At 62.2% G+C, this 22,682-nt stretch carries 20 protein-coding genes; 8 read left to right on the top strand and 12 right to left on the bottom strand.

Annotated elements, in window-relative coordinates; all coding sequences use genetic code 11:
• Window positions 1–33 precede the first annotated feature (33 nt).
• The 3 genes from DUPY_RS18620 (at window position 34) to DUPY_RS18610 (ending at window position 2,235) form a co-directional block, all read left to right on the top strand.
• On the top strand, window positions 34–900 hold the full coding sequence (locus DUPY_RS18620) for an N-acetylmuramoyl-L-alanine amidase (protein WP_070249933.1): 867 nt from the start codon (window positions 34–36) through the stop codon (window positions 898–900).
• Between the two features lie 94 nt (window positions 901–994).
• Window positions 995–1,729: a hypothetical protein gene (locus DUPY_RS18615; RefSeq protein ID WP_070249931.1), complete on the top strand. Its 735-nt coding sequence runs from the start codon at window positions 995–997 to the stop codon at window positions 1,727–1,729.
• Window positions 1,726–2,235: a type II toxin-antitoxin system VapC family toxin gene (locus tag DUPY_RS18610; RefSeq protein WP_070249929.1), complete on the top strand. Its 510-nt coding sequence runs from the start codon at window positions 1,726–1,728 to the stop codon at window positions 2,233–2,235. The genes DUPY_RS18615 and DUPY_RS18610 overlap by 4 nt, the downstream gene beginning before the upstream one ends.
• A 21-nt stretch (window positions 2,236–2,256) precedes the next feature.
• On the opposite strand, the gene dacB is transcribed toward DUPY_RS18610, so the two are convergent.
• Window positions 2,257–3,906 (bottom strand): D-alanyl-D-alanine carboxypeptidase/D-alanyl-D-alanine endopeptidase, encoded by a 1,650-nt coding sequence (gene dacB / locus DUPY_RS18605; protein ID WP_070249927.1) that lies wholly within the window; start codon window positions 3,904–3,906, stop codon window positions 2,257–2,259.
• A gap of 11 nt (window positions 3,907–3,917) precedes the next feature.
• Window positions 3,918–5,156, bottom strand: coding sequence for a spore maturation protein (locus tag DUPY_RS18600; protein ID WP_070249925.1), 1,239 nt, complete (start codon window positions 5,154–5,156; stop codon window positions 3,918–3,920).
• 159 nt (window positions 5,157–5,315) lie between these two features.
• Here DUPY_RS18600 and DUPY_RS18595 point away from each other — a divergent pair, with 159 nt between their 5' ends.
• Window positions 5,316–6,233 carry a YihY/virulence factor BrkB family protein gene (locus DUPY_RS18595; protein ID WP_070249923.1) on the top strand — a complete coding sequence of 306 codons (918 nt, stop codon included), beginning with the start codon at window positions 5,316–5,318 and terminating at the stop codon, window positions 6,231–6,233.
• 329 nt (window positions 6,234–6,562) lie between these two features.
• On the opposite strand, the gene DUPY_RS18590 is transcribed toward DUPY_RS18595, so the two are convergent.
• Window positions 6,563–7,144, bottom strand: a complete 582-nt coding sequence (locus DUPY_RS18590) for a flavin reductase family protein (protein ID WP_070249921.1) — start codon at window positions 7,142–7,144, stop codon at window positions 6,563–6,565.
• Between the two features lie 217 nt (window positions 7,145–7,361).
• Here DUPY_RS18590 and lepB point away from each other — a divergent pair, with 217 nt between their 5' ends.
• Window positions 7,362–8,129: a signal peptidase I gene (gene lepB / locus DUPY_RS18585; protein ID WP_167359086.1), complete on the top strand. Its 768-nt coding sequence runs from the start codon at window positions 7,362–7,364 to the stop codon at window positions 8,127–8,129.
• A gap of 3 nt (window positions 8,130–8,132) precedes the next feature.
• Here the strand turns inward: lepB and DUPY_RS18580 are convergent, their stop codons facing one another.
• The 6 genes from DUPY_RS18580 to DUPY_RS18555 all read right to left on the bottom strand — a co-directional run bounded on the left by DUPY_RS18580 (window position 8,133) and on the right by DUPY_RS18555 (window position 14,708).
• Entirely contained in the window at window positions 8,133–9,260 is a 1,128-nt protein-coding gene (locus DUPY_RS18580; protein ID WP_070249916.1) for an acyl-CoA dehydrogenase family protein, read from the bottom strand.
• Window positions 9,261–9,300: 40 nt separating this feature from the next.
• Window positions 9,301–9,969: an SDR family oxidoreductase gene (locus tag DUPY_RS18575; protein ID WP_070249914.1), complete on the bottom strand. Its 669-nt coding sequence runs from the start codon at window positions 9,967–9,969 to the stop codon at window positions 9,301–9,303.
• The gene (locus DUPY_RS18570) at window positions 9,954–11,174 is read right to left on the bottom strand and encodes an acetyl-CoA C-acyltransferase (RefSeq protein ID WP_070249912.1); all 1,221 of its coding nucleotides are present in this window, start codon (window positions 11,172–11,174) and stop codon (window positions 9,954–9,956) included. The genes DUPY_RS18575 and DUPY_RS18570 overlap by 16 nt, the downstream gene beginning before the upstream one ends.
• Complete coding sequence (gene aceK / locus DUPY_RS18565; protein ID WP_070249910.1) at window positions 11,167–12,987, bottom strand: bifunctional isocitrate dehydrogenase kinase/phosphatase; 1,821 nt, start codon at window positions 12,985–12,987, stop codon at window positions 11,167–11,169. The genes DUPY_RS18570 and aceK overlap by 8 nt, the downstream gene beginning before the upstream one ends.
• Before the next feature lie 35 nt (window positions 12,988–13,022).
• Window positions 13,023–14,207 (bottom strand): isovaleryl-CoA dehydrogenase, encoded by a 1,185-nt coding sequence (locus DUPY_RS18560; protein WP_070249908.1) that lies wholly within the window; start codon window positions 14,205–14,207, stop codon window positions 13,023–13,025.
• A 93-nt stretch (window positions 14,208–14,300) separates the two neighbouring features.
• Window positions 14,301–14,708 carry a MerR family transcriptional regulator gene (locus DUPY_RS18555; RefSeq protein ID WP_070249906.1) on the bottom strand — a complete coding sequence of 136 codons (408 nt, stop codon included), beginning with the start codon at window positions 14,706–14,708 and terminating at the stop codon, window positions 14,301–14,303.
• Window positions 14,709–14,975: 267 nt separating this feature from the next.
• Between DUPY_RS18555 and DUPY_RS18550 the strand changes: the two genes are divergently transcribed.
• Window positions 14,976–15,383 carry a hypothetical protein gene (locus tag DUPY_RS18550; RefSeq protein ID WP_070249904.1) on the top strand — a complete coding sequence of 136 codons (408 nt, stop codon included), beginning with the start codon at window positions 14,976–14,978 and terminating at the stop codon, window positions 15,381–15,383.
• Window positions 15,384–15,681: 298 nt separating this feature from the next.
• Complete coding sequence (locus DUPY_RS28440) at window positions 15,682–15,855, top strand: hypothetical protein (RefSeq protein ID WP_167359085.1); 174 nt, start codon at window positions 15,682–15,684, stop codon at window positions 15,853–15,855.
• 59 nt (window positions 15,856–15,914) lie between these two features.
• Here the strand turns inward: DUPY_RS28440 and DUPY_RS18545 are convergent, their stop codons facing one another.
• From DUPY_RS18545 to DUPY_RS18535, 3 genes are all read right to left on the bottom strand, one after another.
• Window positions 15,915–16,505, bottom strand: coding sequence for a UbiX family flavin prenyltransferase (locus tag DUPY_RS18545; protein WP_070249902.1), 591 nt, complete (start codon window positions 16,503–16,505; stop codon window positions 15,915–15,917).
• The gene (grxD, locus tag DUPY_RS18540) at window positions 16,498–16,809 is read right to left on the bottom strand and encodes a Grx4 family monothiol glutaredoxin (protein WP_070249901.1); all 312 of its coding nucleotides are present in this window, start codon (window positions 16,807–16,809) and stop codon (window positions 16,498–16,500) included. The genes DUPY_RS18545 and grxD overlap by 8 nt, the downstream gene beginning before the upstream one ends.
• A gap of 153 nt (window positions 16,810–16,962) precedes the next feature.
• Window positions 16,963–19,311, bottom strand: coding sequence for a Tex family protein (locus DUPY_RS18535; RefSeq protein ID WP_070249900.1), 2,349 nt, complete (start codon window positions 19,309–19,311; stop codon window positions 16,963–16,965).
• Window positions 19,312–19,537: 226 nt separating this feature from the next.
• Between DUPY_RS18535 and DUPY_RS18530 the strand changes: the two genes are divergently transcribed.
• The gene (locus DUPY_RS18530; RefSeq protein ID WP_070249899.1) at window positions 19,538–22,681 is read left to right on the top strand and encodes a DEAD/DEAH box helicase; all 3,144 of its coding nucleotides are present in this window, start codon (window positions 19,538–19,540) and stop codon (window positions 22,679–22,681) included.
• Window position 22,682: the final 1 nt, after the last annotated feature.

Below are 22,682 nucleotides of genomic sequence, written 5' to 3'. Positions count from 1 at the left end.
TGCAACTGTTGCCCGAGATTACCTGAGACCCCCATGAAGATCGTAACGCTGACCGTTTTGTCCACCCTGCTGGCGCTTGCCGGCTGCGCCACCGTGCCGCCCCCGCCGCCCGCCGGGCTGGCCATCGACCGCACCCTGAGCGCGCGCGGCCAGAGCGACCGCGTCAAGTACGTCATCATCCACTACACGGTGTCGGACACGCCGCGTTCGGTCAAGATCCTGACCACGCAGGACGTCAGCGCCCACTACCTGGTGACCGACGCCGACCAGCCCACCGTGTACAGCCTGGTGGACGAATCGCGCCAGTCGAACCACGCCGGCTACAGCAACTGGAAGATCTACAACCAGCTCAACGCCGCCTCGATCGGCATCGAGATCGTCAACCCCGGCTACAAGGACACGCCGGAGGGCCGCGCCTGGTATCCGTTCAAGCCGGCGCAGATCGACCAGTTGGTGCTGCTGCTCAAGGACATCGTCAAGCGTCACAACATCCGTCCGGAAAACATCCTCGGCCACAACGAGATCGCACCGCAGCGCAAGCTCGATCCCGGTCCGCTGTTCCCCTGGAAACGCCTGGCCGACGAAGGCCTGATCACCTGGCCCGAACCGAGCCGCGTGGCCGCGCGCCTGCCCGGCTACCAGCAGCAACTGCCCGACATCTTCTGGTTCCAGCGCACGCTGGCGCAGGTAGGCTACGCCGTACCGCAGACCGGCGTGTTCGACACGGCCACCCGCAACGTGGTGGCCGTATTCCAGACCAAGTACCGCCCGGCGCTGTTCGACGGCACGCCGGACGCGGAAACCGCCGCCTTGCTGGACGTGCTGACCAGCCCGCTGCCGGTGTTGCCGGCCGCGCCAGTGGCGGTGCCGGCGGGTGTGGAGACTGCGCCGGTGGAGTGAAGTACTTGTCAAGTGAGGTTCCGCTCGGTGACGATTGACATTTCATCTATCTGGCTCATACTGTGGCTGATCATTTCGTCCATTTCGCTGTGTCATGGAAAACTCGCAATCCCTCGACTTCAGTATTGATGTATTCAGCCCGGAGACTATTCCCATGTCCCGACTGGCTGAATACTTGCACGAACTGGCAGCCCTCTATGGCAGCCAGGCTTGCGTACATTTCAAGGAAGTGAGAAAAGGCAGCGCGGTGTTACATGCCCATGTCGAATGCGATGCAATTGCCTCTGTGGAGTCGCGCCTGCGCCTGGCCAATACTATCGCTGCACCGGATGACGTTCGACGGGCCTACCACAATATCAACGACATGCTGAAATCCGACCATGCAGTTGGCCAAATCAACTTACCGACCAGCGCGCTGATTTTGGTCTTTCCTGGCAGGGATACACCAGTTCAAAAAACCTATCGCGTCAAAGAGGCAGGTGTCCTGGACGGGGTCGTCATTCGCATCGGTGGCAAGGACCAGACCATTCCGGTGTGGCTCAAGGACGCAGATGGCACCGTCCATAAATGCGAAGCAAATAGCGAGATGGCGCGCGAGCTGGTTCAGCACTACCTCTCCCTCCCGGTTCGGGTCACAGGCAACGGTGATTGGCTGCGCGGCGAAAATGGCCTCTGGACGCTGGAGAAGTTCAAGATCACCGGCTGGGAATTACTCGACGAAACGCCGATCTCGGATATCCTCAACGCCGCAAGGCTCACCAAGGGAAACAGCTGGAACGATCTCGATGATCCTGTCCACGTCCATCTCGACATGCGGGGTGTGGAGTGAAGGTACTTTTCGATGCAGGCACACTCATCAGGTTGCTTGATCCGCGTACCTCGGATCGCCTTCGTAAAAGACTCGACTATCTGGTCGCCTCGCTGCAAAAGTCGAAATCCAAAATCCTGATCCCTACACCTGCTTTGTCCGAGTTTTATGTGAAGGCTGCCCCGGAGGTATTGTCGGCGTTCAAGGGCCGCTCAGCATTCATCATTGTTCCCTTCGATGAAAAAGCAGCGCTGGAGTGCGCTATCAATATTGCCGATGCCCTTGGCACGGGTAACAAAAAAGGTGCTCAGCCTGATGCACCGTGGCAGAAAATAAAATTCGATCACCAGATCGTCGCGATTGCGAAGGTCAACGGCGCCAGCACGATTTATTCGGAAGATGCTGGCTTGCGCAAATTCGCTGACTCATTGGGAATACCTGCGTTCGGTACCGACGATTTGCCGGAAAGTCCCGAATCCACACAGCGAGTATTGGACTTACCTTCAGTGGATGATACGAACATCTAGGCCGAGAGCGTTCTGCTGTCGCTATTGCCGTGCCACCCAGTCAATCAGCGCATCGAGCACCGCCCGCCCGGCACCACCGGCCACGCGCGGATCGTTCAGCATGGCCACCACCACCACAGGCTGGTTGTTGGCGTCCTGCACATAGCCGGCGATCGCAATCACGCCGTTCAGGCTGCCCGTCTTGATGCGGGCGCGGGTGGCGGCCGGGCTGTCTTTCAGGCGGCGCCGCATGGTGCCGTCGGTGGCCGCGATCGGCAGGCTGGCTAAAAATTCCGGCATCCAGTTGCTTTTTAATCCCGCCTGCAGCACGCCGGCCAGCTGGGTAGCAGTGGCGCGCTCAGTGCGCGACAGGCCGGAGCCGTTGTCGAGCACCAGGCCGGTGCTGTCGATGTTGTGCTGTTGCAGCCAGGCCCGGATCGTCGCATCGGCGCGGGCGCTGGTGGTGGTGTTGAGGCCGTCCGGTGGCAGTGGGCGGCTGCCCAGCGCCGGGTCGGCTTCCAGGCTGCCCAGGCTGAGGAAAATGGTGCGTGCCAGCGTGTTGTCGGAGTTCTTGTTGACGTCGCGCAGCACTTCCGGCAGCGCGCGCGAAACGTGTTCGGCCAGCAGGCGCGTGGTGACCGGTGCGACCGGCGTGGTCGCTGGCGGCGCGGCAGGCACGCCTTCGTCTGCATCGGCATTGGCCGGCGCGGCGTTCGGGGCGGCAGGCTGCTGCGCGCCCGGGGCCAGTGTCGTTACCGCAGGTTGTTGCGCAGCCGGGGCGACTGTCGTGCCGGCCAATAGCTGCGCAGCCGGGGCGCTTGCCAATCCAGCGGACTGCGGGACCGGCGCATTCGCCTCGCGCACGGTGCCGGCAATCGTGCCGCCGAGCTTGCGCCAGGTGGCCCGCACCAGGCCTGCCAGGTAATCGTGCGGATCGAGCACGTTGATGTTGACGGTTTTCACGCAATCGCGCGGGAAGCTGCCGTGCAGCACCACGTCGATACGGTCGCCGCTGCGCACGAAATCGGGGGTGCGCCAGCCTTGCTCCCACTGCGCGCACGTCGCATCAGTCATGCGCAGGTCGGAGCGCACGATGACGTTGTCCATCTCGGGCATGGTCACGATCGCTAGCTGGCCGCCGACTGCGCGCAGTTCGAGTTTCAACAGGTTGGTGTTGATCAGCAGCGCGTCGGGAATCACGTTGTAGTAGGCCCACGGATACTCGTCGAACGGCGGCTGGCCGAGGTCGAGGCGCGCCGGCTGGAACAGCGTGCGGTCCAGCACCACGTCGCCGTTGATGGCGGTGATGCCCTGGTTGCGCAGCGCCTGCAGCATGTGCAGGAGCACGTCTTCGTTGAAGTCGGCATCGGCGCCGCCACGCACGATCAGGTCGCCTTGCAGCACACCTTGCACGACGTCGGCGCTGCTGCGCAGCTCGGTGCGGCCCCGGAATACCGGTCCGAGTTTTTCCAGCGCGGTCATGGCCGTGAACAGCTTCATGGTCGAGGCCGGCTGCATCACCTGCTGCGCATTGTGCGCCAGCAGCACGGTGTCGCCGCGCAGCACGACGATGCCGGCCGCCGACTCTGGAATCTTGGCTGATTTCATCAGCCGCGCGACCGGCTCCGGCAACGGCGCGGCATGAACGGAGCCAACGAACAGCAGGGCGGCAAGCAAGGTACGACGCAACATGGACAGCCCGATCAATGGAAGAAGAGGTAAGCGACCGCGATGGCGGTGATCACGCCGGCAAAATCGGCGATCAGGCCGCACGAGATCGCGTAGCGCGTCTTGCGGATGCCAACCGAGCCGAAGTACAGCGCGACGATGTAGAAGGTGGTATCGGCCGAGCCGTTGAACACGCACGCCAGGCGGCCCACGAAGGAATCGGGACCGTAGGTTTGCATGGTATCGATCATCATGGCCTTGGCGCCGCTGCCGCTGAGCGGCTTCATCAGCGCGGTGGGCAGCGCCGGCACGAAATCGGTATTGATGCCCATGTGGGTAAACACCCAGGTAAAGCCCTGCACCACGAAGTTGAACACGCCGGCGTTACGGATCACGCTGATCGCCACCAGCATGCCCACCAGGTACGGAATGACCTTGATCGAGGTTTCGATGCCGCCCTTGGCGCCCTCGATGAAGGCATCGTAGACATTGACCTTCTTGCGCAAGGCGCCGAGGATGAAGCCGACAATGACGACCAGCAGCAGCAGGTTGCTGAACACGGTGGAAAACTTCTGGATCTCGGCCTTGGTCAGGTATTCGGTGAAATACCAGATCATGCCCAGGATGGCGGCAGTCATGCCCCCCAGCCAGCCCAGCACCACGCGGTTGATCAGGTTGATGCGCTGGCGGATCGACACCACGATGATGCCGGTCACGGTGGCCACGTAGGTGGCAATCAGGCACGGAATGAAGATGTCGGCCGGGTCGGCCGCGCCCATGATCGAGCGCTGCGCCATGATCGCCACCGGGATCAGGGTCAGGCCCGAGGTGTGCAGCACCAGGAACATGATCTGGGCGTCGGTCGGTTCGTCGGCCTTGGGGTTGAGGGTTTGCAGGCTTTCCATCGCCTTTAAACCGAACGGCGTGGCGGCGTTATCGAGGCCCAGCAGGTTGGCCGAGAAATTCATCACCATGTGGCCGTTGGCCGGGTGGTTCGATGGCACACCGGGGAAGATGCGCGAGAAGAATGGCGCGATAATCTTCGCCAGCAGGTTGACCGCGCCGGCCTTTTCACCGATGTTCATGATGCCGAGCCACAAGGTCATCACGCCGGCCAGCGGCAGCGCGATGTCCATCACGCTGGACTTGGCCGAGACGAAAGTGCCATCGACAATGCGCTTGAAAATCTCGGTGTCGCCCATGAAGAAAAACTGCACCAGTGCGGCCAGCAAGCCGACCACGAAAAATCCAGACCAGATATAGGTGAGCGACATAGAGGCGTATTTTCTTCAAATCAGTGGGCAATAGCCGCAGTATAGCGGGGGATCGCTGCCGCGCGCCATCGGTGGGGCCGGAGCTGGACCGGCGCGCCGGCGCTGGAGTCTGGGCGACGCCGCACATACTTGTCCCCGGCTTGTGCGTAAAATAAGGCAATGAAATTTCTTAATCGCAGGGGCCTGGTCTACGTGATCACCCATCCCATGGCTTTCCTGGTGCAATGCCTGAAAGGCTTTCGCGCCAACCAGGGCTTGTTGCTCGCGGGCGCGGTCGCCTATTACTCGTTGCTGTCCATCGTGCCGCTCTTGATGCTGGTGGTGGTGGCGCTGTCCCACGTCATCGACGAGGCCGTACTGCTCGAGACCGTCGGGCGCTACCTGGGCTGGCTGGTGCCGGGCCACTCCGGCCCCATCGTCGAGGAGGTCTCGCACTTTCTTGATCACCGCGACGTGGTGGGCGGGGTGCTGCTGATCAGCATGATCTTCTTCAGCTCGCTGGCGTTCACGGTGCTGGAAAACGCCATGTCCGTGATCTTCAAGCACCGGGTGGAGGTCAAGCGGCGGCGTTTCCTGATCTCGGCCATCATGCCGTATTGCTACATCCTGTCGCTGGGGGCGGGCATGTTGCTGGTCACGCTCGTGGCCGGCAGTTTGCAGGTGATGGGCGAAGAAAGCGTGTCGCTGTTCGGCTACGAGTGGTCGTTGCAGGGCATTTCGGGCGTGCTGCTCTACATGGTGGGCTTTGGCGGCGAGGTGCTGGTACTCACGTCCATCTACCTGGTGATGCCGGTGGGCAGGTTGTCGCTGTCGCACGCACTGATCGGCGGCGTGACGGCGGCGCTGCTGTGGGAGTGCGCGCGCCATATCCTGGTGTGGTACTTCACCACGCTGTCGCAGGTGAACGTGGTGTATGGCTCGATGACGACCGCCATCATCGTCATGTTCAGCCTGGAGATCGGCGCCACCCTGCTGCTGTTCGGGGCCCAGGTGATCTCGGAGTTCGAACGCGCCTGTCGCCACAAGCCGCGCCGGACCGTGCGCCCGTTGACCACCGAAGCAACACCAATGAAATAAAGCGATAAAATAATTTGTGCGCCGCACAAATATCTGTGTTACACTACGTTCGTGGTTGAGGTCTGCACGTTGTGCGTGCCGACAGTCCCACCTCTGGCAAATGCGCCGCGCGAGAACTGTGTAAGTTCGTAGCGCTGGTGACGCAGATGCCGCAGCTGTCTTTCGAATACGTTGGTCGACTTACACGTCAGGGGCACTATGCAGATAGCATGGGCGCCTGAGATTACCGCCTCACTTGGCAGATAGCCCTGGAGAACGGTACGATTAAAGCATTGGTAATACATTGGAACGAAGCCCGCTAGCTGATGCTGAGCGGGCTTTTTTTTCGCCTATTTTTCCGGCATGACCGTCAGTGCCTCGCCGATCGCATAGAAATGTCCACCGGCCACGTGGTGCAGGCTGCGCCAGGCCGGATCGGCATGTTCGAACTGCCAGTGGCCGTCCTTGAACGCGCGCGTATCGGACCAGGCGCCCACCACTTCGCCGATGAACAAGTCATAAGTCTGCTGGTTGTGCGGTTCCGGCACCAGCCGGCACGCCAGCCAGGCCGAGCAGCCGGCCACGAACGGCAGGTCATGGCCGTCGATATGGAACAGTTCGGCCTGGGCGCGTTGCAGCTTGTCTGGTTCGGTCGCCAGGCTGGTCGTGCCCAGTTGCTCGGTCAGTTGCAACTGCGCCACGGTTGGCACTTGCAGCACGAACATGCCGCTGCCTTCGACCAGCGCCCGGGTGGCGGTGATCTTGTCGATCACCACCGTCACCTTGGGCGGGGCGAAGTCGAGCGCGCAGGACCAGGCGGCGGCCATCACGTTATCCACACCGTTGTGGCGGCTCGAGACCAGCACGGTCGGACCGTGGGTGAGCAGGCGGTAAGCTTTTTCCAGTGGGACAGAATCGATGTAATCAGTCATGGTTTTTAAGTGGTTTTTCGCAGTAAGATTGCTGATTAATATACACGTTGACGGGGTAGTCGTGCTTTACAAACCAAAAAGGTGGTTGGCCACCGTGCTCGGGTTCTTCATGCCGTTGCTGGGGTTTTTGTACCTGGGGCGGCCGGGTTTGGCGGTGGTGATGCTCGCGCTGCAGTTGGTGCTCGCGGGGATAGGTTTTACGTTGCCGGACTCGCCAATGATGGCCTGGGCAACCCTGGCATTTGCTGTGGCAAGCGCCGTGTTGGCCTACCGCCTGGCGAGCCGGGCCGCCACAGCCAGCGAAGGCGTGCCGCAGCCGTGGTATGCCCGCTGGTACGGTTTGATCGGCGCAGTTGTTGCCATGGCGGTCGTGATCGTGCCGGTACGCTTGTTTGTCGTGGAGCCGTTCAACGCGCCGTCCACCTCGATGACGCCCACCATCCCGGTGCGCTCCAACCTGCTCGTGCAAAAGTGGGGTTACGGCCATTATTCCACGTATGGCGCGAAATTGATCACGCGTCCGCTCTCGGTTACCGTGGAGCGCGGTGACGTAATTGCGTTCGATTATCCGCGCGACCCCGCGACCGTCTTCGTCAAGCGCGTGGTGGGTGTGCCCGGCGACCTGGTCGAGTACCGCGACAAGCACGTTTTCATCAATGGCAGTGATACGCGTGGAAAACGGCTCGATGACCATCTGCTGACCGACCCTGCGCCAAAATATCTCCAGCGCTACCGTGAACGCTCGGCCAAGTCGGAGTTCGATATCGTGATCGATCCCGACGTGCCGGCAATCGCCCATGATCAGCAATCGTTGCCAGCCGACTGCGTGAGCGCCAACGATACCCTGCGCTGCAAGGTGCCGGCCGGCGCCTACTTCGTGATGGGCGACAACCGCGACAACAGCCAGGACAGCCGCTACTGGGGCTTCGTACCGTCCGGCGCCATCGTCGGCAAGGTCGTGGCAATCTTCCCGCCTGCACAGTAACTGCTACAAGGCGCGCGCGATCAGCAGCTTCTGGATATCGCTGGTGCCCTCGTAAATCTGGCACACGCGCACGTCGCGGTAGATGCGCTCGACCGGGAAGTCGCTGACGTAGCCGTAGCCGCCGTGGACCTGGATCGCGTCCGAACAGACGCGCTCGGCCATCTCGGAGGCGAACAGTTTCGCCATTGCCGCCTCCTTCAGGCACGGCAAGCCCGCGTCCTTCATCGACGCCGCATGGCGTATCAATTGCCGCGCCGCTTCGATCTGGGTGGCCATGTCGGCCAGGCGGAATTGCACGGCCTGGTGCTCGAAGATCGGCTTGCCGAAACTTTCGCGGTCGCGCGCGTAGCTCAGTGCCGCCTCGTACGCCGCGCGCGCCATGCCCACGGCCTGGGCTGCGATGCCGATGCGCCCGCCTTCCAGGCCCGACAGCGCGATCTTGTAGCCTTGCCCCTCTGCGCCGATCAGGTTTTCTGCCGGAATGCGGCAATTCTCGAACAGGATTTGCGCCGTGTCCGACGAGTGCTGGCCCATCTTCTGTTCCAGCCCTGCGACGACGTAGCCGGGCGTGCTGGTCGGTACCCAGAATGCGCTGATGCCCTTTTTGCCGGCGGCCTTGTCGGTCACCGCCAGCACGATCGCCATGTCCGCATATTTGCCGCTGGTGATGAACTGCTTGACGCCGTTGATCACGTAGTCGTCGCCATCGCGCGCGGCCGTGGTGCGCAGGGCGGCGGCGTCGCTGCCCGTGTGCGGCTCGGTCAGGCAGAACGCGCCCAGCATCGCGCCTTGCGCCAGCGGACGCAGCCATTGCTCCTTCTGGCGGTCGTTGGCGTACATCATGGCGATGCTGCACACCGGGCAATTGTTGACCGAGATGATGGTGGACGTGCCGCCGTCGCCGGCGGCGATTTCCTCGAGCACCAGCGCCAGCGACACGTAATCCATGCCGGCGCCGCCCAAGGCTTCGGGCACCGCCACCCCGAAGGCGCCGAGGGCGGCAAGCTCCTGCAATTCCTCCTTCGGAAAATGGTGTTCCTTGTCCCAGCGGGCGGCGTTGGGGGCCAGACGCTCCTGCGCAAAAGCGCGCAGGGCGTCGCGGATCATGTCGTGTTCCTGGCTCAGTATCATGGTGTCTCGTGTTTTTTATCGTTCAGGGGCAGAGGATGGGCTACCAGCCGATCGGCTTGCCGTCGTAGTTGCGGTACACCGCTATCTCCGATGCGGGCAAGGTGGCCAGCGTATGGCGCATGCCCGCTGCACTTTCCTCGGGCGAAATGTCGGCGCCGGCGCCGCCCATCTCGGTGCGCACCCAGCCCGGGTGGAACGCCACGCAGGTGGCGCCTTGCGGACCATGCACCAGCGCGGTATCGATCAGCACCGAGTTCAGCGCCGCCTTGCTGGCGCGGTACAGCGAACCGCTGGGGTTGCTTCGTTCGCTGAGCGAGCCCATGTGCGACGACAGTACCGCCAGCTTGCCGCGCTTGCTGGCCACCATCGGCGCGATGATCGGCAACAGGCGCATCGCAGCCAGCACATTGGTATGCATCACGCTGTCGAAATCGGATTGCTGCGGAAAACCGTCGTGGCGCGGACCATACACGCCGGCGTTGAGGAACGCTACGTCCAGTTCCTCGTCGTCGAGCTTCCAGCCCAGGCCGGCGCAGGCTTCGACGTCGGTCACGTCGAGCTTGTGCGCTTCCGCGCCCAGCGCTGTCAAGGCGGTGCAGTCCTCGGCCTTGCGCGCGGTGGCGATCACGCGCCAGCCATCGGCGCGATATTGTTTGACCAGTTCCAGGCCGATGCCGCGCGAGGCGCCAATGATCAGTGCGGTTGGCATGATGCCTCCACCAGTTCGATAGCCATGGCGGTCGCCTCGCCGCCGCCGATGCACAATGCCGCCACGCCTTTCTTGCCGCCGGTGCGCTTGAGCGCACCGAGCAGGGTGACGATGATGCGCGCGCCCGAGGCGCCAATCGGGTGACCGAGCGCGCAGGCGCCGCCGTGCACGTTGATCTTGCTGTGCGGGATGTCGAGGTCGCGCATGGCGGCCATCGGCACGGCCGCGAACGCTTCGTTGATCTCGAACAGATCGACGTCGCGGCTGGCCCAGCCGGTTTTCTTGTACAGCTTTTCGATGGCGCCAATCGGCGCGGTGGTAAACAGGTCCGGCGCCTGGGCGTGGGTGGCGTGGCCGTGGATGCGGGCGATGACCCTGGCGCGCAGTTTGACGGCGGTCGATTCGCGCATCATGACCAGGGCGGCGGCGCCGTCGTTGATCGACGACGACGAGGCGGCGGTGATGGTGCCGTCCTTTTTGAACGCGGCGCGCAGGGTTGGGATCTTGTCGAGCTTGGCTTTCAACGGACCTTCGTCGCGGTCGATCACGGTGTCGCCGGCGCGGCTGCTGACGGTGACAGGCGCGATTTCCCATTTGAACCAGCCTTCGCTGGTCGCCGCTTGCGCGCGCTTGACCGACTCGATGGCGAAATTGTCCTGCGCTTCGCGCGTAAATTGATACTTGGCCACGCACTCTTCGGCAAAGGTGCCCATCGAGCGGCCTTCGCCGGTTTTCTCGTTGCGCGAGTAGGCGTCTTCGAGGCCGTCGTACATCATGTGGTCGAGCAGCATGCCGTGGCCGATGCGGTAGCCGCCGCGCGCCTTGGGCACCAGGTACGGCGCATTGGTCATCGACTCCATGCCGCCGGCCACCACCACGTCGGCGCTGCCGGCGATCAGCTGGTCATGCGCAAAAATCGCCGCCTGCATCGCCGAGCCGCACATCTTGGACAGGGTGACAGCGCCGGTGGAGGTGGGCAAGCCCGCTTTCAACAAGGCCTGGCGTGCCGGCGCCTGGCCCTGGCCCGCCATCAGGCAGTTGCCGAAATAGACGTGCTCGACCAGTTGGCCATCGATACCGGCACGCTCGACGGCGGCGGCAATGGCCACTGCACCCAGGTCGTGCGCGGCCTGGCCGGAAAAGTCGCCCTGGAAGGCGCCCATGGGGGTGCGGGCTGCGCCCACGATCACAATTGGATCATTCATTTTCAAGTATCTCCATAAACGGTGGCGGCGGAACCGCCGGGGTGTTGACATGATGGAAAAAGCGGACGTGCTGCGGGTACGGATAGACGTCTTCCACCACGCCATCAAGAATGCGCTGCTTGCGCGCCTGCCAGTAGTCGCGCGTGAGCAGGTCGGCGTGGTGCTGCAGGAAAAAGCGGCGGATCTTGGGGTTGCCGAGTAAAAACTGGCCGAACTGCTCGGGAAAAACGTCGTGCTTGCCGACCGGGTACCACGGCTCGGACGCCATCTCGTCTTCTTCCGTACGGGCTGGCGGGATGTCGCGGAAGTTGCAGTCGGTGACGTATTCGATTTCGTCGTAATCGTAGAACACCACGCGCTGGTGGCGGGTGACGCCGAAATTCTTGTACAGCATATCGCCGGGGAAAATGTTGGCGGCAACCAGTTCCTTGATGGCGTTGCCGTACTCGACGATGCCGTGTTCGAGCTGGACATCGTCGCCGTCCTGGTCGGCATGGGCCAGCCACATATTGAGCGGCACCATGCGCCGTTCGATGTACAGGTGGCGAATGATCAGCTGGTCGCCATCGACCTCCACCATTGACGGCGCAAATTGCTCGAGTTCGGCGACCAGGCGCTCCGAGAAGCGGTGGCGCGGGAACGCCACGTTGGAGTATTCGAGCGTGTCCGCCATGCGGCCCACGCGGTCGTGGTGCTTGACCAGCAAGTACTTCTGCTTGATCAACGCGCGCGTGGTGTCCTTCGGTGGCGGATAAAAATCCTTGATCACCTTGAACACGTACGGAAACGACGGCAGCGCAAACACCAGCATCACCAGGCCGCGAATGCCGGGTGCAATATCGAAGCGGTCCGACGAGTGTTTCAGATGTTGCAGGTAGTCGCGGTAGAACAGCGTCTTGCCCTGTTTTTGCAGGCCGAGGATCGTATAAATCTCGCTGCGCGGCTTGCGCGGCAACAGCGTGCGCAGGAATTGCACATAGGACGACGGCACTTCCATGTCCACCAAAAAATAAGCGCGCGTAAACGAGAACAGCACCGTGATCTGCTCGGGATCGAACAGCACGGTGTCGAGCACGAGATGGCCTTTGCGGTCGTGCAGGATCGGCACGACGAACGGATACTCGCGGTTGCCGTTGATGATCCTGCCCACGATGTACGCCCCCTTGTTGCGGAAGAACAGGTTGGAGAGCACATGGATCTGGTGGTTAGCTTCGATGCGGGTGGCGCCGAACAGCTGCGCCAGGCGCAACTCTACTTGCTCGACGTCGCGCGTGAGGCTGGCGAACGGCGCGTTCAGTTGAAAATTGGTGATGATGCGCTTGAGCGCGAAATGCACACCATCGGCATCCGGGTAATAGACCTTGTAGGTGGGCGCAAGTTCCCGGGTGTCGATGTATTCGGTGGAGATCACCGGCCGCACGAAAATGTAGGCGTTATGGAAGTAGCTGCGGTGCAGCAGCTTGCAGCACACGGAATTGAAAAACGTCTCGGCCAGCTCCGGCTGGGCATGGTCGGACAGCAGGCCGATGTAGTGCAGCTTGAGTTCCTGCCACACGTCGTCGGACAGGTCAGCCTGGCTGTATTCGTCTTCAAGCAGCTGCACGCACTCCTGCACGCGGCGGTCGTAAAAGTCGATCCGTTCGCGCGCCGCTCGCTGCGCTTCGGCCCAGGCGCCGCGCTCGAAATAGCGCTTGGCCTGCCGGCTGGTTGCGCGGAACAGCCGGTAGTGCTTGTCGAAACCGTCGAGGATGGCGCGGGCGATGTCGAACGCGATTTGCGAGCGCAGCAGCTTGGGGAAGGCGGCCCGGGTCATGGTCGATGTCACCGTGGCAGGGCCGCCTGGCGCGCTTAGCGGGTTTCCGCGAACAGTTCGCGGCCGATCAGCATGCGGCGAATTTCGCTGGTGCCAGCGCCAATTTCATACAGCTTGGCGTCGCGCCACAGGCGCCCGACCGGGTACTCGTTGATGTAGCCATTGCCGCCCAGTGCCTGGATCGCTTCGCCGGCCATCCACGTGGCCTTTTCGGCGCTGTACAGGATGGCGCCGGCGGCGTCCTTGCGCAGGTTGCGCACGGCCTCGGGCGTGGCGGCGCGGTCGCAGGCCTGGCCCACCGCGTAAACGTAGGCCTTGCAGGCCATCATGGTCGAGTACATGTCGGCCAGCTTGCCTTGCATCAGCTGGAACTCGCCGATGGCCTGGCCGAACTGGGTGCGCTCGTGGATGTACGGCACCACCGAATCCATGCAGGCCTGCATGATGCCGAGCGGACCACCGGAGAGCACGGTGCGCTCGAAATCGAGGCCCGACATCAGCACGTTGACGCCCTTGCCGACGCCACCAAGCACATTTTCCAGCGGCACTTCGCAGTCCTCGAACACCAGTTCGCCCGTGTGCGAGCCGCGCATGCCGAGCTTGTCGAGCTTTTGCGCCACCGAGAAACCCTTGAAGGTTTTTTCGATCAGGAACGCGGTCATGCCGCGTGCGCCAGCCTCGAGGTCGTTCTTGGCGTAGACCACCAGCACGTCGGCATCTGGCCCGTTGGTGATCCACATCTTGGTGCCGTTGAGCACCCAGCGGTCGCCCTTGAGTTCGGCGCGCAGCTTCATGCTGACCACGTCGGAGCCGGCGTTCGGTTCGGACATGGCCAGCGCGCCGATGTGTTCGCCCGAGACCAGCTTGGGCAGGTAACGCTGTTTTTGCTCTGCGGTGCCGTTGCGCTTGATCTGGTTGACGCACAGGTTGGAGTGGGCGCCGTACGACAGGCCGACCGAGGCCGAAGCGCGCGAGATTTCTTCCATCGCCACGATGTGGGCCAGGTAGCCCATGTTGGCGCCGCCGTATTCCTCGCCGACGGTCACGCCCAGCACCCCCAGGTCGCCGAGCTTGCGCCACAGGTCCATCGGGAACTGGTCGGAGCGGTCGATCTCGGCCGCGCGCGGCGCAATTTCGGTAGCGGCAAACTGCTGCACCGCTGCGCGCAGGGCGGCGATGTCCTCGCCGTGGTCAAAGGTCAGTCCGGGCAGATCGAGCATGTCTCTTCCTCATTGTTGTCATGGGCGGGAATCCGGTTCCCTGGAACATCCGATGATACTCTTGAGTGACGTTAACGTAAACGTCAACCGTGCTCAGTCCAGCGCAGCCGGTTTGCCATCGGCAGCGGCGGCGATCAGGCGCCGGCATTCCTGTTCGTGGGCCGTGATCTCGGCCAAGGTCATTTCGATGTCTTCGCGCTGTTGTTCCAGATTTTCGCGGTGGCGCGCCAGTACGCCGAGAAAGTGATTCATCTGCACCGCCGTGTCTTTGGGTGTTTCGTACATGTCGACCAAGTCGCGGATTTCCGACAATGGCAAACCCAGGCGTTTGCCGCGCAAGGTAAGCTTGAGGCGGGTACGGTCGCGCGGCGTATACACGCGGTTGCGCCCGCCAGTGCCCTCGCGTGACGGGCTCAGCAGCCCCTGGTCTTCATAGAAGCGGATGGCGCGCGCCGTGATGTCGAATTCACGGGCCAGTTCGGTAATGGTATAGGTGGACATCGGCAAAATAATTGTTGGATTTCCGCTTACGTTAACGTTAGTGGCCATTGTAGCGCGGCAGCAGATGCTTGCGACATTTCTTGATTTATAACGCTCCACGGTTTAGTGTTCCATAGAAGCAAAAAACAAAATAAAATTTGCTCAGCCACCAGGGCCCTCCCGCTTTTGGCAGAGCCGATAACGTTAACTTTAGAACCACACAGCGTCACAAATCAAGCTCTGCTTCAAGAGACTGACTTTCATGACGCAACATGAAATAGTGCAACGATGAATTCCTCAAATGAACGCGAAAGCTTTAGCCAGCGCCTTCAGCAAGCGCTGAAGAATGCCCACTACTCCCCAGACAGCCCCACCCGGCTGGCGCGCGAGTTCAATATCCGCTTTGACGGGCGACCGATTACCGTCCACGCAGCCCGCAAGTGGCTCGTGGGCGAGGCGATACCGACCCAGGAGAAGCTGCGCATGATCGCCCAATGGCTGGGCGTGCCTGCGGAGTGGTTGCGCTTTGGCGGCGCCGAACACGGTACCCCGGAAGGCGACGGCGCCAACGGTGTCTCGCGCTTCGAGTCGGCTGACGTCAAGTTAATTGCCGATTTACAGCGCCTGGACGAACATCACAAGCAAATTGCCCGCGAATTTATTCGCATGCTGGTGCGGGTTAACTACCAAAAGTAATAAAGTTGCGCGGTTTTTGCAGTGGCGGAAAGGGCCATTTTTACTGTTGCCGTGTGAACCTTGTTTCATGACTTTTCCGCTTTTTGTTCGGAATCAGGGTGGCGGGATTGATGCACGTCAACGCTACTTTTTTATTTGAAGTACGTTTGCGAATTGTCATGGTCCAGAATTGGATTTCAGGCACAATAAGGCGTCAGCACCGCTGACTTGCAACGGCAAGTTGTCATCGACAGTTGTTGTCACAGACTTGCGGTTGCAGTCGTAGTGATTACTTGGAGTCCAGCCTTTGAGCAGCCATATGAAAAGTAACTACAGCAATGTCGCGCAGCTGAAGGAATTGATGACCGCCCCGCCCATGACGGCCGCCAAGCATGCCGAGGTCATGCGCAAGCGCATCGCCGACCGGCGCATGGTGGAAGAAGCCAGGGAACTGAAAAAAGCGGAAGACGGCCTGCATTTCGGCACGCGCTAGGACGTCGGTGGCGCTGCCGGCCAGGTTGGCCTGGCAGCGTGGCAATGTTGCAGTGGTGTTTATTGGCCGGACGGCTTCATGCCATGCCAGCGCGGCGTCAGTGCGTGGTCGATGCCGAACAAGTCGATTACCCGGCCCACGGTGTGGTCCACCATCTCTTCGATCGATTGCGGCTTGTGATAAAAGCCGGGCAGGGGCGGGTAGATAATCCCGCCCATTTCCGTCACCGCCGTCATATTGCGCAGGTGCGCCAGGTTGAACGGCGTTTCGCGCACCATCAGCACCAGGCGCCGGCGTTCCTTGAGCACCACGTCGGCCGCGCGCGTAATCAAATTGTCCGACAGGCCGTGCGCCACCGACGCCAGCGTCTTCATCGAGCACGGCGCCACTACCATCCCATCCGACTGGAACGAACCGCTGGCAATCGAGGCGCCGATATCGCGCACCTTGTGCACCACGTGGGCAAACGCCTCCACGTCGCGCCGCTGCAAGCCGGTTTCCTGGTGCAAGGTCAGCACGGCGGCATCCGAGACCAGTACATGGGTCTCGACGCCGGCGGTGTGTTGCAAATGCTGCAGCAGTCGCACGCCATAGATGGCGCCGGTGGCGCCGGTGATGGCAACGATCAGCCGCAGCGGGCGATCAGCCATTCAACAGGGCTTTCAGTTCGCCCGACTCGAACATTTCGTTCATGATGTCCGAACCGCCGATGAATTCGCCCTTGACGTAGAGCTGGGGAATGGTTGGCCAGTTCGAGTAGTCCTTGATACCCTGGCGAACTTCCGGATCTTCCAGCACATTGACGGTGGCAATGTTTTCAACGCCGCAAGATTTCAGGATCTGGATGGCACGGCCGGAAAAGCCGCACTGCGGGAACTGGGCGGTGCCCTTCATGAACAGCACCACCGGGGTGTTGCTCACGGTCTCTTTGATCCAGGTTTGTACGTCGCTCATAGCTGCCTCGGTAATGAAGTAAATAGATGGCGACATTTTATAAGAAATGCGCCGCACGCGTACTGCCACTTCGGGGTCAGTGCCGACAATTGGACACGTGCTCAGCATTTAGCGGCCGAGGCCGTGTCCGAATGTCGGCACTGACCCCGAAGCTCAACCCCGCAGCTTGGCAAACGCAGCAGCCATGCTGCCGCCGGCCGGTTGTTCGCGGGCGCTTTGCTTCTGGTGCTGGCCCATGCTCTTGCGGTCGTTGCGGTCGGCGCGCTGTTGTGGCTGGGCACCTGGCTGCGGGGCGCTGTCGGTCAGGCGCATGGTCAGGGCGATGCGCTTGCGCTTTTCGTCCACTTCCAGCACTTTCACTTTCACCACCTGGCCGGCCTTGACCACCGTGTGCGGATCTTTCACGAAGGTGTTCGACAGCGCCGAGATATGCACCAGGCCGTCCTGGTGCACGCCGATGTCGACAAAGGCGCCGAAGGCGGCGACGTTGGTCACCACGCCCTCGAGGATCATGTCCGGGCGCAGGTCGCGGATTTCTTCCACGCCTTCCTTGAAGGTGGCGGTGGTAAATTCCGGCCGTGGATCGCGGCCCGGCTTTTCCAGCTCTTTTAAAATGTCGGTGATGGTCGGCACGCCGAACTTGTCGTCCGCGTACTTGGCCGGATTCAGTGATTTGATGAGAGCAGCTTCGCCGATCACGCCCTTGATATCCTTCTTGATATCAGCCAGGATTTTTTCCACCAGCGGATACGATTCCGGGTGCACGGCCGAGGCGTCGAGCGGATTGTCGCCGCCGGTCACGCGCAAAAAGCCCGCCGCCAGCTCGAACGTTTTATCACCCAGGCGCGGTACCGATTTCAGCCCGCTGCGCGACGTAAACGCGCCGTTCGCATCGCGATAGGTGACGATGGCCTGCGCCACCGACGCCGACAGGCCCGACACCCGCGCCAGCAGCGGCGCCGATGCCGTATTCACGTCCACGCCCACGGCATTGACGCAATCCTCGACCACGGCGTCGAGCGTGCGCGCCAGCTGGGTTTGCGACACATCGTGCTGGTACTGGCCCACGCCGATCGATTTCGGATCGATCTTGACCAGTTCAGCCAGCGGATCCTGCAGGCGGCGGGCAATCGATACCGCGCCGCGCAGCGATACATCCATATCCGGCAACTCGCGCGACGCGAACTCGGAGGCCGAGTACACCGACGCGCCCGCTTCCGAGACGACGATCTTGCTCATCTTTTGCTCTGGGAAGCGCTTGATCAAATCCTGTGCCAATTTATCGGTCTCGCGCGAGGCGGTGCCGTTGCCGATCGAAATCAAGGAGACATTGTGCTTGGCGGCCAGCTTGCCCAGCGTGTGCAGCGAACCGTCCCAGTCGTTCCTGGGCTGGTGCGGATAGATCACGGCCGTATCGACCACTTTGCCGGTGGCATCGACCACTGCCACCTTGACGCCGGTGCGCAGGCCCGGGTCCAGGCCCATGGTGGCGTGCTGACCGGCGGGGGCTGCCAGCAACAAGGCTTTCAGGTTGGTAGCGAAAACATTGATGGCGTCGAGCTCGGATTTTTCGCGCAGCGCGCCCATCAATTCGGTATCAAGGTGCATGAAGCTCTTCACGCGCCAGGTCCAGCGCGCGGTGTCGGCCAGCCACTTGTCAGCCGGGCGACCCTGCTGCCTGATGCCGAAGCGGGCGGCGATGCGGCTCTCGCACGGATTGTGCGGCGCGTCCCATTTCGGTTTTTCCGGCTCGCTGTCGAGGCGCAGGGCGACATCGAGGATGCCCTCGCGGCGGCCGCGCATCAGCGCCAGCGCGCGGTGCGAAGGAACGTTGGCCAGGGGTTCGGAATAATCAAAATAATCGGCGAACTTTTCGCCTTCTTCTTGTTTTCCTTCAATGACTTTCGACTGGACAATGCCATGCTCCTGTACGTATTCGCGCAGCGATTGTAGCAAGGTTGCATCTTCGGCAAAGCGTTCCATCAGGATCTGGCGCGCGCCATCGAGCGCTGCCTTGGTGTCTGCCACGCCCGGGTTGTTGCCGTCGGTGGATGTAAAGGCCTCGCGCAGGTAGTTGGCGGCCTCGGTTTCCGGGTTCAGGTCCGGGTTGCCCAGCAGGCCGTCGGCCAGCGGCGCCAGGCCCGCTTCGATGGCGATCTGGGCCTTGGTGCGGCGTTTTTGTTTGTACGGAAGATACAAATCTTCGAGGCGGGTCTTGTCTTCGGCGTGCATGACTGCATCTAGCAAGACCGGCGTCATCTTGTTCTGTTCGGTAATAGATGCCACGATAGCGGCGCGCCGGTCTTCCAGCTCGCGCAGGTAGCGCAGGCGTTCTTCCAGCAGGCGCAGCTGGATGTCGTCGAGGCCGCCCGTTGCTTCCTTGCGATAACGCGCGATGAACGGCACGGTGGCGCCTTCGTCGAGCAGGGCGATGGCGGCGGCAACCTGGGCCGGTTTGGCAGCAAGTTCGAGGGCGAGGCGTTGTTCGATGGAAGGCAACATGAGAGGGGATCCTAAGCAGTCAAGCCCGGAATCATACGCAATCTTGGCGAATCTGCCAGTCTTGACAGCGGAAACGGACTGTGTGCGCGCGGATGTGTGCCGAATGCGTGCGGAAACACCGATTGAATGGCGGCTTTTCGATAGAATCCGCAAACACGAACGCGTGTATGGCGGATAATATCGCCTGTTGCCGATTTTGAACCATCTTTGAACAACAATGCGACCCATGGATTTTACCCGCGACGACGCTTCCGAAGTAAAAGCTGCCCCATCGGCACCGGCTGCACCCCCGCGCCTGACGCCCCCTGCGAATCAACTCTCGTATGCTGTCGCCACGTGGCTGCAGCGGGTGGACGCCGCAGCGCATCCCAAGGCCAAGCTCACGCCGCCGCCGGTTGACGCCGACCCCAAGCAAACCCAGTACCGCCTGATCTACGTGCTCGCGCCCACCAGCGGTGGCCGTCACGTGGCGCTGTGCCTGTACAAGGCGCGGTTGCGGTCCAATGGCGACGTCGCGGCCGCCACGCCGGTCAGTGAAATTTTCTCGCTGCTGTCGGCGCCGCCCAACTTCCTGGTCGCGGGCGACGAGGACCTGGTGCGCTTTTTCGTGGCGATGCGCAGCGGGCAAAATTCGCAGACCGGTTCGGCCACCGAACCACGCGGCAAGATCGGCGCGGCGCTGCTGCAAATGCTGGCCGAGCAAGACAAACTGTTGTGGGCCAACTCCTGGGCCGACGTCGGTAACGGCCTGGTCTATCCACTGAAGGGCGGCGTGCTGCGCGAAGCCAACCTGGCCTGGCGCGAAGAGGGCAAAGGATTACGCCTGGGCTGGGCCGTGCAGCCAGCGCCGGGCGCGCGCCATGCGGGGCAAGCCGGCGCCGACCAGGTCGACTACATGTTGCCCACCGATCCACCGTGGTATATCGACAACCTGTCGTGCGGCGTGCTGCAACTGAACCAGGGCGGCGCCGCGATCCCGCTGGCCGACCTGCAGGCGCTGGTGGCGCAAGCGCCGCTGCTGACCAACCACGACAAGATGCGCGTCTCGCAATTGCTGCTGGCCCACGGCTTGCAGCAGTTGATGCCGCTGCCGCAACCGCTGCCGCAGCGCCTGCGCGACGACGTCAAGCCACGCCCGGTGCTCACGCTCGACGCCGCCATGCTGGCTGACGGTTCGCTGCAGCGCTGGCACGACTTTGCCGTGCTGTCGTTCGACTACGACGGCGAACGGGTGTCGTTCGATCCGTCGCAGCGCGTGGTGCGCCAGAAGGGTGACGTTACCGAAATCATCGAGCGCGATGTGGCGGCCGAAGCCTCTGCCTTGGCCCTGCTGTCCGAGCGCACATTTACTGCCCCGACCACGCTGCCGCTCAGCAGCCTCAAGGGCGGTTTGCTGCTGCCCAACCAGGCCGCCTGGATCCGCTTTGCCCGCGAGGGCATGGCCGAATTGAAAGAAGCGGGCTGGAAACTGGAAAAGACCGCCAAGTACCGCTACGACCTGCGCGACGCCGGCGCCTGGTACGCCGACGTCACGGCTGACGAAGCTGACGGCGGCAACACCTGGTTCAACCTCGAGCTCGGCATCCTGGTGGACCAGGAACGGGTGCCGCTGCTGCCGGTGCTGGTGCAACTGATCCGCAGCGCGCCGCTCGATTTCACCCCCAAGGCCATCGCCCACCACGGCGACGACGACCAGATGCTGGCCACCTTGCCGGACGGCTCACGGGTGGCCCTGCCGTGGGCGCGCATCAAGCCCATCCTGGGCACCCTGGGCGAGTTGTATTTCAACGACAAGATCAAGACCTCGCTGCGCATGGCCACCCTCGACGCCGCCCGCCTCGACGAACTGTCCCGCAACGTCGAGATGCAATGGACCGGCGGCGAAGAGCTGCGTGACATGGGTTCACGCTTGAACCAGTTCGGCGCCGTCAAGCGCATCGCCACCCCGGCCGGCCTGCGCGCCACCCTGCGCGACTATCAAACCGATGGTTTGTCGTGGATGCAGTTCCTGCGCGAATACAACTTCGGCGGCATCCTGGCCGATGACATGGGCCTCGGTAAAACCGTGCAAACGCTGGCCCACATCCTGGTGGAAAAGGAAGCCGGGCGCCTGACCGCACCGGCCTTGGTGATCGCCCCGACCAGCCTGATGGGCAACTGGCAGGAAGAGGCGGCGCGGTTCGCTCCCGACCTGAAAGTGCTGCTGTTGCAAGGCAAGGACCGCATGGCGCAGTTCGACCAGATCGACGGCGCCGACCTGGTGCTCACCACGTATGCGCTGTTGCCGCGCGACGAGGAAAAACTGCGCGAGCACGATTTCCACCTGGTGATCCTGGACGAATCGCACTACATCAAGAACACCCGCAGCAAGGCGGCCCAGAGCGCCGGCCTGCTGCGCGCGCGTCACCGCCTGTGCCTGTCGGGCACGCCGCTGGAAAACCACCTGGGGGAATTGTGGTCGCAATTCCACTTCCTGCTGCCGGGCCTGCTCGGTGACGAGAAGGGGTTCAATACCGTGTTCCGCCATCCGATCGAACGCCAGGACGATCCGCTGCGCCGCTCGCTGCTCAATCGCCGCATCAAGCCGTTCCTGCTGCGCCGGACCAAGGACAACGTGGCCAAGGAACTGCCGCCGAAGACCGAGATGGTGCGCCGCGTGGAACTGACCGGCGCCCAGCGCGACCTGTACGAAACCGTGCGCCTGGCCATGGACCAGAAAGTGCGCGATGAAATCGACCGCAAGGGCGTGGCGCGCAGCCAGATCGTCATTCTCGAAGCGCTGCTCAAGCTGCGCCAGGTGTGCTGCGATCCACGATTGGTGAAGTCGCTGTCGTCGAAAAAGCAGACGGCCGGCTCGGCCAAGCTGATCGACCTGATGCAAATGGTTGAAGACTTGCTGGAAGAAAAGCGTAAGATCCTTGTATTCTCGCAATTTACCAGCATGCTGGAACTGATCGAACAGGAACTCGAAGCGCGCGACATTCCGTACGCGCTGCTCACCGGCGACACCAAGGACCGCAGCGCGCAAGTGGCGGCGTTCCAGCAGGGCGCGGTGCCGATTTTCCTGATCAGCCTGAAGGCGGGCGGCGTGGGCCTGAACCTGACTGCGGCCGACACCGTGATCCACTACGATCCATGGTGGAACCCGGCAGCGGAAAACCAGGCCACCGACCGCGCCTGGCGCATCGGCCAGGACAAGCCGGTGTTCGTGTATAAACTGATCGCCAAGGGCACGCTGGAAGAAAAGATCCAGATCCTGCAACAGAAAAAATCGGATCTCGCGCAATCGATCCTGGCAGAAGGGGAGTCGCAAAAAATGGCACTCACGCAAGAAGACCTGCAACAAATCTTCGCCCCGCTGGTCGAGTAAT

This window comes from Duganella phyllosphaerae (assembly GCF_001758785.1).
GTDB lineage: Bacteria > Pseudomonadota > Gammaproteobacteria > Burkholderiales > Burkholderiaceae_D > Rugamonas > Rugamonas phyllosphaerae.
This window is presented reverse-complemented; position numbering and strand designations above follow the sequence as displayed.